Here is a 13,703-nt window from a genome sequence, read left to right as displayed (position 1 = left end):
CGTCAAGGCATTCATTCAGCCAAGGACCGGACGCCATGAACACTGCCACTGCCAGCCGCAACTGGACCGGACCGGCCTTGCTTAGCTACGGGTTCCGGCCATTTTTCCTGCTCTCGGGGGTTTGGGCCGCTTTTGCGATGGCGTTCTGGGTGGTGTTGCTGGCAGGGGCAGACCCGTTGCCCATAGCCTTTGCCCCCATGGATTGGCATGTGCATGCGTTCGTCTTCGGCTATCTGTCGGCTGTCATCGCCGGTTTCTTGCTGACCGCAGTGCCAAATTGGACAGGGCGGCTGCCTGTCGTCGGCTGGCCGCTGGCGGGGTTGGTGGCGCTGTGGGCGCTTGGGCGGGTGGCCCTGTTGGTGGGGGCCAACTGGCCCGCAGGGCTTGTCGCCGCACTTGATCTGGCGCTGCCATTGGCATTGATCGGGTTTCTGGCCCGAGAGATTGTCACAGGGCGCAACTGGCGCAACCTGCCGGTGCTTGGGTTGGTCGTGCTTTTCGCGCTGGCCAATGCACTCTTTCACCTTGAGGCAGCACAAGGGCCAGCACATGACGGCTATGGCTTGCGGCTGGGGCTTGGCGCTGTGCTGATGCTGATCACCCTGATCGGCGGGCGGGTTGTGCCCAGTTTTACCCGCAACTTTCTGGCCAAGCAGCAGGCCCAGCGCCTGCCGGTGGCGATGAACCGCGCGGATGGCGTTGTGCTGGGCCTGACGGGCGCGGCATTGTTGGCCTTTGTGACCCTGCCGGAAAGCGGCCTGACGGCCAGTCTGTGCCTTGCGGCGGGTGGTGCGAATTTCTGGCGGCTGTCGCGCTGGCAAGGGCACCAGACCCGTGCCGAACCGCTGGTCTGGGTGTTGCATGCAGCCTATGCGATGCTTGCACTGGGGTTTGTGACAGTGGGGGCCGCCGCATTCGCCCTGTTGCCCCATTCGGGCGCGCGCCATGTCTGGCTGGCAGGTGCCATCGGGCTGATGACACTGGCAGTGATGACCCGCGCCAGCCTTGGCCATGCGGGCCTGCCCCTGACCGCCACGCGCCCTGTCGCAGCCCTGTATCTGGCACTGATCGCCGCGACACTCGCGCGCCTGCTGGCCGGGGTCTGGCCGGGCGAGGGGTGGCTGCTGCACCTGTCCGCCACATTGTGGATTGTGGCCTTTGGCGGGTTCTCTGTCCTGTACTGGCCCATTCTGACACGCCCCAAACGCGCCGCCAAAGCGGTGAGCGCCGCGCGCCCTGCATGAGCGGCTGGGGCCTGTATGCGGGCGCATGGGCGCTGTTTGTGCTAAGCCATTCTGTGCCTGTGCGCGCGCCTGTGAAGCCGTGGCTGGTTGCAACACTGGGCCAGACAGGCTTCGGTTGGGCCTATTCCGCCCTGTCGCTGGCGGTACTGGCGTTGCTGTTCATCGCAGCGGCGCATGCGCCGCATGTGCCCCTTTGGCCAATGCCCGCAAGCGCGCATTGGATCGTGCTTGCAGGTATGGTGCCTGCGGTGGTGCTGCTTAGCCTGACACTCGGGCGGCCCAACCCCTTTTCTTTCGGTGGCGCAGGCAACCACCGCTTCGACCCTGACCGGCCCGAGCTGACAGGATGGCTGCGCCACCCTGTGCTTGTGGCGCTTGGGTTATGGGCAGGCGTACATCTGATCGCAAATGGTGATCTTGCGCATGGGCTGATGTTTGCAGGCTTTGCCGGGTTTGCAGGGCTTGGCATGGTGCTGATCGACCGGCGCAAACAACGTGAAATGGGCCTTGCCGACTGGCACGCCCTGCGCGCGCGCTGCCGCCATGCACGGCTTTGCATGCCACCGAATGCGACACTGCGTCTTGCGATTGGGCTGCTCTGTCTGGGCGCTTTGATTGCGGGCCATCAGGGGCTGTCCGGCGTGGCAATCTGGCCGCGCTTCCTGCCATGATCCGCGCCACCTGATACATATCCCCTGCTGCCGCCGCGAAAGCGGTCAGGCAGCAGTTTTGGGCTTGGTTGCAACGGGCTTTACGGACGCTCTTATTCTAGAGTGTTAAGCCATGCAGTGTCGGGCCGCGGTGCAGCCCGACACTTGGCCCCCTCATCTGGGTAATGTGTGCCGCTTGAAGAACATTAGTGTCCGCGCTCTGCAAGCCAGGCGCGCATCCAGTCGATTTCTTCTTTTTGCGCGGCAATGATCTCGCGCGCCAATTCGGCAACTTCTGCATCCGTGCCATGTTCAAGAACAATCTCGGCCATCAGAACGGCACCTTCGTGATGCGGGATCATGCCCCGGATGAAATCGACATCGGCATCGCCGGTGAATTCGATCATCATGTCTGCATGCATGGCATCATTGGCATCCATAAAGGCGCGGGTCGCGGGAGAGACATCTGCATCTGTGGCGGCATGATCGCCGTGGCCGGCATGTCCGCCATGATTCATATGGCCGTGGTTCGATGCGACTGCGTAGCCGCCCGCACCAATGGCCGCGGCAAAGACAAGGCTGACTGCAAGAATGGCGGGTTTCATCAAGCTCTCCTGTGGTTGTTTTGCATCTGGTACGATGCTCCAGTTACTGGAAGGGAAGTCACGAGCGCGTGATGGGTAGGGAGTCTGATGAAATACACACATACGCATACTTGAATTTATTTGGGCGGCGTGCCATGATGCTCGAAATTATATTGGAGTGCTTCTAATGACAGTCGATCGTGCCGTTCTCGCTTTTGCAGGTGTCATGGTGTTGATCAGCGTTTTGCTGACCACGTTCATCTCGCCCCTTTTCATCTGGTTTACCGTGTTCATCGCGCTGAACATGTTTCAATCCGCGTTTACAGGGCTTTGCCCCGCTGCGATGGTGTTTCGCAAGCTTGGCCTGAAGGACGATGGCACCGCCAAAGCGTGACGGCGGCGCAAGTCGGTTGACATGAATGGCAAACGCCGCAGGCATTGCCCGCGGCGTTTGGCTTAGTTCATTTATCCCCGCATCACAGGTGCAGGGCAGAGGGGCAGGGCCTTAGACGGCCTTTTTCAGCGCCTCGATCAGATCGGTACGTTCCCACGAAAAGCCGCCATCCGCCTCTGGCGCGCGGCCAAAATGGCCATATGCAGCCGTGCGCGCATAGATGGGGCGGTTCAGGCCCAGATGTTCCCGGATGCCGCGCGGCGTCAGGTCCATGGCCTTTGCCACTGCGCGTTCAATCGCTTCATCATCCACCAGCCCTGTGCCATGTGTATCGACATAGATCGATAGCGGCTTTGCCACCCCAATCGCGTAGGAAATCTGCAAGGTGCAGCGTTTTGCCATGCCTGCTGCCACAACATTCTTGGCCAGATAGCGCGCGGCATAAGCGGCAGAGCGGTCCACCTTTGTCGGGTCTTTGCCCGAGAACGCACCGCCCCCATGCGGGGCAGAGCCGCCATAGGTGTCCACAATGATCTTGCGGCCCGTCAGACCGGCATCGCCATCCGGCCCGCCAATCACGAAAGTGCCTGTCGGGTTGACCCACCATTCGGTTTTCTCGGTCAACCATTCGGCGGGCAGAACCTCGCGGATATAGGGTTCCACGATCGCGCGAATATCGTCGGGTGTCTGGTCTGCGTTGGCGTGCTGGGTGGAGAGCACAAGCTGCGTGACTTCCACCGGCTTGCCATCTTCATAGCGCAGCGAAAGCTGGGTTTTGGCATCGGGGCGCAGGGTGGGTTCCGCACCCGATTTGCGCGCCTCTGCCAGCCGCTTCAAGATCTGGTGGGAATACTGAATCGGCGCTGGCATCAGTTCCGGCGTCTCATCCACAGCATAGCCGAACATGATCCCCTGATCGCCCGCACCATCTTGCGACACGCCCTGCCAGATATGCGCGGATTGTTCATGCAGAAAGTTCAGCACATGGCAGGTGTTCCAATGGAACTTGTCCTGTTCATAGCCGATATCGCGGATACAATCGCGCGCGATCTGCGGGATGCGGCCCATGTAGTCTTTCAACCGCTCGGGGTCTGTCAGGCCCACTTCGCCCCCGATCACCACCAGCGACGAGGTGGCGAAGGTTTCGCAAGCGACGCGCGCGGTTTCCTCTTCGGCCAAGAGCGCATCCAGCACTGCATCCGAAATACGGTCACAAACCTTGTCGGGGTGCCCCTCGGACACCGACTCAGAGGTGAAAATGTAATTTTGTCTTGCCATTGTGCATCCGCCTGATAGCGCCGCTGTGACGTGAGTGGTCGCAGCAACCGTGACTTATGGTTGTTTCAACGAAGGGCCATAGCAAGAAGCGCCACGGACCACAACTGCGGGCAAGGCCGCAGCTTAGGACGGCTGCTCTTCCAGCGCGCGCAAAAACTCCAGCACCTCGGGGCCAATGCCTTCGACAATCAGCGCCACACCTTCGGCATTGGGGTGGATGTGGTCGTCCTGCATGAGATCGGCAAAGCTGGCCCCTGCATCGGCCTTATCTGTCATGGGCTGCATGAAATTGGGGTAGAGCGGCACATCATACTGACCCGCAAGGTCGATATACATGCGCTCGAATGCCAGTTGAAATTCCGGCCCGTAATTGCCCGGCGCAGGCAGACCGGCCAGCATGGCGGGAATGCCCTCCCGCTCCAGCCGCGCCAAAATGCCGCTGAGGTTTTCTTTACTGGTGGCGGGGTTCAGGCCGCGCAACAGGTCATTTCCGCCCAAAGTGACCAGCATGGCATCTACCTGCTCGTCCAATGTCCAGTCCATCCGCGCCAGCCCGCCTGCGGTGGTGTCGCCTGATACGCCTGCATTGATAACCTCGACCTTGACGCCTTGCGCATCCAGCCATGCTTGCAGCTGGGGGACAAAGCCTTCGTCTTGGGGCAGGCCGTAGCCTTGGGTCAGGCTGTCGCCCAAGGCGACCAGCCGAATGGGTGTTTCGGCTGCAAGCGCGACGGAACTGCCCGCCACCAGCGTGAAAGACAAGATTGCCGCAGCGCAGCAGTTGCCGAATGCAGACGCGACCCCATATTCAGGGGAATGGTTTTTTAAAAGGAAAGTCTGGATGAAGGACATGGTACTCTCGTTCAGGGATGTGGAGTTGACCTTGCAGGGAAATGCGGGGCCAGTGAACATATTGCGGTCAATCACATTGGATGTCACGCGCGGTGAAACCGTGGGGTTGATCGGGCCGTCAGGGTCGGGCAAATCGTCACTCCTCATGCTTATGGGCGGGCTGGAACGCGCCACATCCGGGGCCGTATCGGCGCTTGGCCATGACCTGACTGCCCTTGGGGAAGATGCGCTGGCACGGTTTCGCAGGGAACATATGGGGGTGGTCTTTCAGTCTTTCCACCTGATTCCGACAATGACCGCGCTGGAAAATGTCGCAACACCGCTGGAACTGGCAGGCAGGCGCGATGCGTTTGACCGCGCCGAGGAAGAATTGCGCGCGGTCGGCCTTGGCCACCGGCTGGACCATTACCCCGCGCAAATGTCGGGCGGCGAGCAGCAGCGCGTGGCCCTTGCCCGCGCCGCCGCCCCGCGCCCTGACATCTTGCTGGCGGATGAACCCACAGGCAATCTGGACGGCCCCAACGGGCAGGCGATTATGGATTTGCTGTTCGGCCTGCGCGACCGCCACGGTGCAACGCTGGTGCTGGTGACGCATGCGCCCGAATTGGCGGCGCGGTGCGACAGGGTAATCTCGCTGGCCGATGGTCGTATCTCGGGGGTTGAGACACGCAACCAAGAGGCCGCTGAATGATATCGGTCGCATGGAAGATTGCACGCCGCGAATTGCGCGGCGGTTTGCGCGGGTTCTGGGTGTTTCTGGCCTGCTTGGCACTTGGCGTCGGCGCAATTGCGGCGGTGGGGTCCGTGCGCGGCGCGATTGATGACGGGCTGGCGCGCGAAGGGGCCACGCTGCTGGGGGGCGATGCCGAATTGCGCATGACCTACCGCTTCGCCACGCCTGAGGAACGCGACTGGATCGACAGTTTCGCCGCTCAGGTGTCCGAGGTGGTCGATTTCCGGTCCATGGCCGTGGCAGGGCAGGGCGATAGTGCCGAACGCTCGGTCACGCAGGTCAAGGGTGTCGACGGGGCCTATCCGCTGGTGGGCAGTGTGGGGCTGGACCCGCCCATCCCGCTGGATGAGGCGCTGGCCGAAGAAGACGGGCTGCCCGGCGCTGTGATGGAGCGCATCCTTGCCGAACGGCTGGGGCTACAGATGGGCGACACGTTCCGGCTTGGCGTGCAGGAATTCAGCTTGCGCGCCCATATCACCCGCGAACCCGATGGGCTGGGCGCGAATTTCGGCTTTGGCCCGCGCACGCTGGTGCGCAGCGATGCGCTTGAAAATGCCGAATTGCTGGGACCGGGCACGCTGTATGAAGTGAATTACCGCCTGCTTTTGCCGGGCCAATCGCTGGATCAGGCGCGCGGACTTGTGCAGGCGCAGTTTGACGGCGCAGGCGTGCGCTGGCGCGACAGCCGCAACGCAGCCCCCCAGATCCGCAATGTGATCGAGCGCGTGTCTTCCTTCCTAGTGCTGGTCGGGCTGGCGGGGCTTGCTGTGGGCGGGGTCGGGGTGTCTGCCGCTGTGCGCACCTATCTGGATGGCAAGACCAATGTGATTGCCACGCTCAAGACCCTTGGCGCAGAAAGCCGCACGATCTTTGCAGTCTATCTGATGCAAATTGGCGTGCTCACAGTCATCGGCCTTGCGCTGGGGCTGGCGCTGGGCGCGGTGGTGCCTTTTGCCGTGGCCCCTTTGGTGGCCGATCAAATCCCGATCGAGCTGGAAATCACCGTGCAATCGCGCGCCTTGATCGAGGCGGCGCTTTATGGCGCGCTGACCGCGCTTATCTTCACCCTATGGCCGCTGGCACGCACCGAACATGTGCGCGCCGCCACCATCTTTCGCGGCGTGGCAGAAGCGTCGAAAGGCTGGCCGCGTTGGCCCTATCTGCTTGTCACTCTGGCGCTGGTCGTAGGCTTGGTGCTGGTGGCGGCGGGTTTCGCAGCCGTGCCCTATCTGGCCTATGCAACCGCAGGCGGCGTGATTGGCGCTTTGGCGGTCTTGTCGCTGGCCGCATTGCTTGTGCGTTTCATCGCCCGCAAACTGGCGCGGTCCCGCGCGCTGCGCGGGCGCACGGCGCTGCGCATGGCAATGGGGGCGATTGCGAACCCGCGCGAAGGGGCGACTGCTGTGATCCTGTCTTTGGGCCTTGGCCTGACAGTGCTGGCCGCTGTCGGCCAGATCGATAGCAACCTGCGCCGCGCCATCGCGCTGGACCTGCCAGACCGCGCGCCCAGCTATTTCTTCCTCGACATCCAGAACCACCAGCTAGAGGGGTTTTTGGAACGGCTGGCGGCGGATGAAAATGTGGACCGCGTCGATACAGCCCCCATGCTGCGCGGCGTTGTGACAGAACTCAACGGTATTCCCGCGCGCGAACATCCTGCTTGGGGCCATTGGGTGCTGCGCGGGGATCGTGGCATTACCTATTCCGCAACCATCCCCGAAGGGACAACTCTTGTCGGGGGCGAATGGTGGGACGAAGATTATAGCGGCCCGCCGCTGGTCAGTTTCGCCATCGAGGAAGCACAGGAACTGGGGCTATCTTTGGGCGATACGGTTACCGCGAATGTGTTGGGCCGCGACATAACCGCGACAATCGCCAGCTTCCGCGAAGTTGATTTCTCGACCGGCGGGATTGGTTTTGTCATGCTTATGTCGCCCGAACCCCTGCGATCTGCCCCGCATACGCATATTTCCACCGTCTATGCGCTGGAAGCGGCTGAAGGCGCGATTCTGCGGGATCTGTCCAACATGTTCCCCAATATTACTGCCATCCGCGTGCGCGAAGCCGCCGAGCGGGTGACAGAAGCGCTGTCCACCATGGCCACCGCCACCAGCTATGCCGCCCTTGCCACGCTGCTGACAGGCTTTGTGGTGCTGATCGGCGCGGCAGCGGCGGGCGAGCGGGCGCGTGTATATGAGGCAGCAGTGATGAAAACACTGGGGGCCACGCGCGCGGGCATACTGGCGTCTTTCGCGCTGCGCTCTGCGCTGATGGGGGCTGCGGCAGGGCTGGTGGCTTTGGCGGCGGCGGCGCTGGCATCCTGGGCGGTGATGCGCTTTGTGATGCAATCCAGCTACCAGTTTGAACCTGTCTCTGCGGTTCTTATCGTGTTGGGCGGCATTCTGGCCACGCTGCTGGCCGGTCTGGTCTTTGCGCTGCGCCCGCTGGCGGTGCGGCCTGCGCAGACATTGCGCGCGCAGGATTGACCTTTTGGCCTGCCGCAGCCATGGCTGCGGCAGGGGGTGCCGCATGGGCTTTGTTCTGAAATCACTGCAAGATCTGACAGCGGGCTTCGATACCGTGATCGACGCGCGCGCCCCTGCCGAATTTGCCGAAGATCACCTGCCGGGCGCGATAAACCTGCCGGTGCTGGATGACCTTGAGCGCGCGCGTGTGGGCACGATCTATAAACAAGACAGCCCCTTTACCGCGCGCAAATTGGGGGCCGCGCTGGTGGCGCAGAATGCCGCGCGCCATTTGCTGGGCGCTTTGGCCGACAAGCAAGGCGATTGGCAACCGCTGGTCTATTGCTGGCGCGGCGGGCAGCGGTCGGGGTCTTTCGCCACCATCCTGCGCCAGATCGGCTGGCGGGTCGAGGTGTTGGAGGGGGGGTATAAATCCTATCGCCGCCTTGTTCAGACGCTTTTATATGACGGGCAGTTTCCCGCCCCTGTGCTGCTGATAGATGGCGGCACCGGCAGTGCGAAAACCGAAATCCTTGCGCGTGTGGCCGCGCGCGGCGGGCAGGCGATCGATCTGGAAGGGCTGGCGGGGCATCGCGGGTCATTGTTCGGGGGGCTTGCGCCGCAACCGTCGCAAAAACTGTTCGAGACGCGGCTGGCGCAGGCGATCTGCGCGCTGGACCCCATGCGCCCTGTGCTGATCGAGGCGGAATCGAACCGCATTGGCGATATCCGCCTGCCACCCGCCCTGTGGCGCGCGATGCAAGCCGCACCCCGCGTGCAGATCGACGCGCCCGTTGCTGCGCGCGCGGCCTATTCGCTGCACGCCTATAGCGATTTTGCGGCGCAGCCCGAAAAGCTGATTGCGGTGATCGAAGGCTTGCGCCCCTACCAGCCTGCCGCGCAGATCGAGGCTTGGCATGGGCTGGTTGCGACTTGTGATTTTGCAACATTGGCCGAAAGCCTGATTACCGCGCATTATGACCCCAGCTATCAGCGCATGCGCAAGGGGCAATGCGCTGTGCTGAACATCAGGTTGGGTGATTTATCGGAAATGTCGCAGGAAATTGCCGCAGACAGGCTATTTAAGCATATGAAAAGTTGAGAATCTGCAAGCGTGATGGTGGTGGTGTGCCGAAGGTGTCGGCCATCTGACGGGCAATATTCAAGGACAGCTTAGAAGGTGTTGTTTACATACTCCGCGCGGAATCAAGGGCCGCAGGCCCGCCGCGCATCGCCGAGCCGTCCCCCGGCACGGCGATTTGGCTTGGCTACGCGCAAAGCCCCGGTCTTTCGCGGATTTGGCCAGCATAAAGTGCTATAGCTCAAAGCCCGCATCGCCGTACCACGGCCCGACGCTGCGCGGCTTTGCACCCATATTCGCTATGTTTGCAAAGCCCCCCATAGCCGACCCCTGAATGACACTCTTGTTCTCACTCAGCGCGAAATAGCAACCATCTGTCCGCTATCGCGCAACAATACGCGGCCCGTCGCGGCCCGTAATCTCGCCGATAATCGCCGCCCCATAGCCCGCCGCTTGCAGGCTGTCCAAAATACCCGCGGCCTGTGCGGGCGCAACAGCGGCCAGCAATCCGCCTGCGGTCTGCGGGTCCACCAGCAGGGCTGCGCGGGCTGTATCGGGTGCTTCTAGCATGGCCCCAAGTGCTGCGCGGTTGTCTGCGGCAATGCTGGAATAATGCCCCGCCACAACTAACGCCTCTGCCCCGTCCAGTAGGGGCAGTGCCGCCAAATCCAGCCGCGCTGACAGCCCGTCTTGCGCCAGCATCTCGGCCAGATGCCCTGCCAGCCCGAAGCCCGTGACATCGGTCATTGCATGGGCCATGGGGGCCAGCAGTTCCGCCGCGTGCCCCTGCGCCTGCACCATCGCCCGCAGCGCACCCGCTACCACTGCGCCGGGTGCGGCCCATTGCATCTCTGCCGCCATGATCACCCCAGTCCCCAAGGGTTTGGTCAGAACCAACATATCGCCGGGCTGCGCGCCTGCTTTGGTGCGCGCTGGCCCGTCCAGCAGGCCAGTGACAGTAAAGCCCAACTGCATCTCGGCCCCCATCGCGCTATGACCGCCAACCAGCGCCACACCCGCCGGTTCCAGCACCGATTGCGCGCCTGCCATCACTTCGCGCAGGGTGCGGGCCTGCAAATCGGGGGACATGCGCGGCAAGGTCACCTGCGCCAGCGCGGCTTGCGGGCGCGCGCCCATCGCCCAGATGTCACCAAGCGCATGAGTGGCCGCAATGCGCGCCATCAACCACGGGTCATCACTCAGCGCGCGCAGATGGTCGGTCGCAATCACTTGCCGCGCATCGCCGATGCGCAGGATCGCGGCATCGTCGCCAATGCCTGCCTCAATATCCGCGCGAGTCACGTCTGGCAGGGCCGCGCGCAGGGTTTGCGCACCCATTTTGGCCCCGCACCCGCCGCATAGGGGCTTATCGCCCAAAGCTTCGGCAAGCCCATTGGCATAAGCGGGCGGCAGCGCAGGGGGCATGGGCTGGGGGTTGCGAAACTGGCCCATGAATTTGGCGTCAATCCGGTCTTTCAGCCCCCAAAGCCACCCTCCTTCCAGCGGCAAGGACCATTTATCGGCCAGCGCGGTCTTGCCACCCAGCGAGACAAGCTTCAGGTAGTCGCGCTGCGGCTGGTAGGCGCGCAAATTCCCCACCCCAAGTGCCGCGCGCAAGTTGTCGAACAGATAGGGCGCTTGGCGCACGGCATAGACCCCCGCTTTCGCGCGCGGCGCATGGGCCATATGCGCGCAATCGCCCACAGCGAAGATCGCGGGGTCTGTGATTGAGCGCAGATAAGGATCGACTGTGATGAATCCTTGCGTCAGGTCCAGCCCTGTGTTGCGCAGCCAGCCTTGCGGGCGCGAGCCTGCCGCGCCCAGCACCAGACTGGCCGGTAGTTGCGTGCCATCTGCCAGCGCGATGCCTTGTTGCGTGACCTCGGTCACTTGTGCCTGTTCCACAATGGTAACAGCGGCACGTTTCAGATGCCCGATCAGCCGCGCCCGCGCCTGTGCGCCGATATTGGGCAACAGCGCCCCCGATTGCACAATCGTGATCCGCGCCGCCTGTCCCCGCAGCCGGTAGGCCATTGCCAGCGCCAGTTCCACCCCCGCGACACCGCCGCCGATGACAGCAATGCTTGGCGCAACCTCGCCCCGCGCCAGCTGCGCGCACCAGTTTTCCCAGCGCTGCGCATACCCGCCCAGCGGCTTGGCGGACACGGCATGATCGGCATATCCGGGGATCATCGGCAAATCTGACGTGATGCCAATGTCAATCGCGGCCAGATCATAGGCAACCGGCGGGCGGCCTGCGACATGCACCAGCCGTGCCGCGCGGTCCAGCCCTGTGGCCTTGCCCAGTATCAGCCGCGCGCCCGCGCGGCGCGCAAGGCGGACAAGGTCGATGTCCAAGTCCTCGCGTGTGTAATGGCCTGCAATATAGCCCGGCAACATGCCCGTATAGGGTGCGACAGGGTCGGGGTTGATGAGGGTCAGCCGCACCCCCGGCAAAGCATGCATCGCCCAGCGGTGCAGCAGCAGCGCATGGGTATGCCCGCCACCGATCAGCACCAGATCGCGGGTCAGGGGCAAGGGCATATGCATCGGGCAGCTCCGGTTTATGGGGGTGTCCGGGGTCATACCCCAGCGCGCCCGCAAAGACGAGGGGGCGCGCCCTGCGGCAGATCGCGCAAATAGGGCCGCGCGCGGACTGCGGGGGCGGTGGAATGGCTTTGTCAATTCGCCTGCGCGCGGTAAAATGACGTTATTTGCAAGATTAGTGATTCTGATAAGATGAAGAAAATTTGGCACAGGTGGCAAAGCCCTGCCTTTTGGGTGCGGGCAAAGGGCCTTGGCCCTGCATATGTGGCTGGGGCTGTTTTGCTGCTCTCACTGGGCGGTGCGCAGGCGCAGACCTTGAACCAGGGTTTCGCCGCCATGCAGCAGGGTGATTTCTTCACCGCCTTCACAGCCCTGCGCAGGTTGGAACAGGCAGGCGACCCGCAAGCCAGCCAGATGCTGCAAGAGTTGTTTCTGACCCCGCCTGTGCAGGTTCGCCCGCCGCCCCCCAGCCCTGCCCCTTATGCGCGCCCGCCACGGCAAGTGGCGGCCGCCCCGCCTGTTGCCGCGCCCGATCTTGCGCCCTTACGCGCCCCGCGCCCCACCGCGCGGCCTATCCCCCATGCGCCGCTGGATGGCAGCTTGCCTGCGCCCCTGTCAGAAGACAGTTTCCGCGCGGGTGACGCAGCGCTTGCCCGCATCGGCCATTTGCTGTTTTTTGACCCCGTCCTGTCGGGCAACATGGATGTGGCTTGCGCCACCTGCCACCATCCGCGCCATGCGGCGGGGGATGGTGTTTCGCTTGGGCTTGGCACGGGCGCGCAAGGCTTGGGGCATGACCGCAGGCCAGATGGCATGCACGCCGCCCATAGGCGCATTCCGCGCAACGCGCCTGCGTTGTGGAACCTTGGCGCGCGCGATATCCGTGTCATGTTCCATGATGGCCGGATAGAGGCGGACCCAGACACCCCCGGCGCTGTTCTGACCCCGCAAGGCCCGCTGGACTATATGACGCTCGATTCACTTCTGGCGGTGCAGGCATTGTTTCCGGTGCTCTCGGCTGAAGAAATGGCAGGGCAGGCGGGCGAGAACCCGATTGCCGATGCAATCGCGGCAGAGCGTATTCACGGGGATGATGGCGCATGGGCGCTGCTTGCCGCGCGGGTCGATGCGCTGCCGGATTACCGCCGTGCATTCGCCACATGGCGGGGGGCGGATGCCTCTGTCAGAATGGACGAGATTGCAAATGCGCTTGCCGCCTTCATCGAATTCGAGTTTCGCGCCGATCAGACCCCCTTCGACCAGTATCTGCGCGAGTTGGCTGCCATGTCACCACAGGCGGGCGAGGGGATGCGCCTGTTCTTTGGCCGTGCAAATTGTGCCTCCTGCCATTCCGGCCCCCTGCTGAGTGATCAGAAATTCCATGCCATGGGCCAGCCCCCGATCGGGCCGGGCAAGGAACAGGATGATGACGGCTATACCCGCGATATCGGGCGCGCAGCGGTGACGCTGGACCCAGCAGATGCCTATGCCTTTCGCACGCCCATGTTGCGCAATGTGATGCAGACAGGGCCATGGGGCCATGCAGGGGCGTTTTCTGACATACGCGCCTTTCTGCGTCACCATCTGGACCCTGTCGCAGGGCTTGCCGCCTACCAGCCACAGGCGGTTTTGCCGGAATTGGGGCGCGATGCGGGGGATTACATGGTTACGCAAGACGCGCATCAGCGCGCCGCAATCTCTGCTGCTGCCGCGCGCGCAATGACACAGCGCCCGCTGGTGATCTTGCAAGATGACGAGATTGACTTGCTGATCGCCTTCTTGGCCGCATTGGACGATACAGGCGCGCTGCAAGGGCGGCTTGGCGTGCCGGATGCCGTGCCAAGCGGGTTGGAGATTCAGGATTAGGGCTGTTGC

At 63.0% G+C, this 13,703-nt stretch carries 11 protein-coding genes; 7 read left to right on the top strand and 4 right to left on the bottom strand.

Going from position 1 to position 13,703, the window contains the following annotated elements; translation table 11 throughout:
* Nucleotides 1–35: 35 nt before the first annotated feature.
* Entirely contained in the window at nucleotides 36–1,244 is a 1,209-nt protein-coding gene (locus BG455_RS02470) for an NnrS family protein (RefSeq protein WP_071468384.1), read from the top strand.
* Nucleotides 1,241–1,915, top strand: coding sequence for an NnrU family protein (locus BG455_RS02465; RefSeq protein ID WP_071468383.1), 675 nt, complete (start codon nucleotides 1,241–1,243; stop codon nucleotides 1,913–1,915). Before BG455_RS02470 ends, BG455_RS02465 begins: the two co-directional genes overlap by 4 nt.
* Nucleotides 1,916–2,100: 185 nt before the next feature.
* Here the strand turns inward: BG455_RS02465 and copM are convergent, their stop codons facing one another.
* Entirely contained in the window at nucleotides 2,101–2,499 is a 399-nt protein-coding gene (gene copM, locus BG455_RS02460) for a CopM family metallochaperone (protein WP_071468382.1), read from the bottom strand.
* A gap of 166 nt (nucleotides 2,500–2,665) precedes the next feature.
* On the opposite strand from copM, the gene BG455_RS02455 reads away from it, so the two are divergent.
* Nucleotides 2,666–2,872 carry a YgaP family membrane protein gene (locus tag BG455_RS02455; protein WP_071468381.1) on the top strand — a complete coding sequence of 69 codons (207 nt, stop codon included), beginning with the start codon at nucleotides 2,666–2,668 and terminating at the stop codon, nucleotides 2,870–2,872.
* Between the two features lie 111 nt (nucleotides 2,873–2,983).
* Here the strand turns inward: BG455_RS02455 and metK are convergent, their stop codons facing one another.
* Nucleotides 2,984–4,150: a methionine adenosyltransferase gene (gene metK / locus BG455_RS02450; protein WP_071468380.1), complete on the bottom strand. Its 1,167-nt coding sequence runs from the start codon at nucleotides 4,148–4,150 to the stop codon at nucleotides 2,984–2,986.
* Nucleotides 4,151–4,273: 123 nt separating this feature from the next.
* Entirely contained in the window at nucleotides 4,274–4,912 is a 639-nt protein-coding gene (locus BG455_RS02445) for an arylesterase (protein ID WP_245735449.1), read from the bottom strand.
* Nucleotides 4,913–4,991: 79 nt separating this feature from the next.
* On the opposite strand from BG455_RS02445, the gene BG455_RS02440 reads away from it, so the two are divergent.
* Genes BG455_RS02440 through mnmH form a run of 3 tightly spaced genes read left to right on the top strand, consistent with a single transcriptional unit; the run spans nucleotide 4,992 to nucleotide 9,302 of the window.
* The gene (locus BG455_RS02440; protein WP_071468379.1) at nucleotides 4,992–5,693 is read left to right on the top strand and encodes an ABC transporter ATP-binding protein; all 702 of its coding nucleotides are present in this window, start codon (nucleotides 4,992–4,994) and stop codon (nucleotides 5,691–5,693) included.
* A complete protein-coding gene (locus BG455_RS02435; RefSeq protein ID WP_071468378.1) occupies nucleotides 5,690–8,221 on the top strand; it encodes an ABC transporter permease in 2,532 nt (843 codons plus the stop codon). The genes BG455_RS02440 and BG455_RS02435 overlap by 4 nt, the downstream gene beginning before the upstream one ends.
* 43 nt (nucleotides 8,222–8,264) lie before the next feature.
* Nucleotides 8,265–9,302, top strand: a complete 1,038-nt coding sequence (gene mnmH, locus BG455_RS02430; protein WP_071468377.1) for a tRNA 2-selenouridine(34) synthase MnmH — start codon at nucleotides 8,265–8,267, stop codon at nucleotides 9,300–9,302.
* Between the two features lie 360 nt (nucleotides 9,303–9,662).
* On the opposite strand, the gene selD is transcribed toward mnmH, so the two are convergent.
* A complete protein-coding gene (gene selD, locus BG455_RS02425) occupies nucleotides 9,663–11,831 on the bottom strand; it encodes a selenide, water dikinase SelD (RefSeq protein ID WP_071468376.1) in 2,169 nt (722 codons plus the stop codon).
* A 261-nt stretch (nucleotides 11,832–12,092) separates the two neighbouring features.
* Between selD and BG455_RS02420 the strand changes: the two genes are divergently transcribed.
* Nucleotides 12,093–13,694, top strand: coding sequence for a cytochrome-c peroxidase (locus BG455_RS02420; protein WP_245735448.1), 1,602 nt, complete (start codon nucleotides 12,093–12,095; stop codon nucleotides 13,692–13,694).
* The last annotated feature ends 9 nt before the right edge of the window (nucleotides 13,695–13,703 follow it).

Source organism: Roseinatronobacter thiooxidans (genome assembly GCF_001870675.1).
In the GTDB taxonomy this organism is placed as follows: Bacteria; Pseudomonadota; Alphaproteobacteria; order Rhodobacterales; family Rhodobacteraceae; genus Roseinatronobacter; species Roseinatronobacter thiooxidans.
This window is presented reverse-complemented; position numbering and strand designations above follow the sequence as displayed.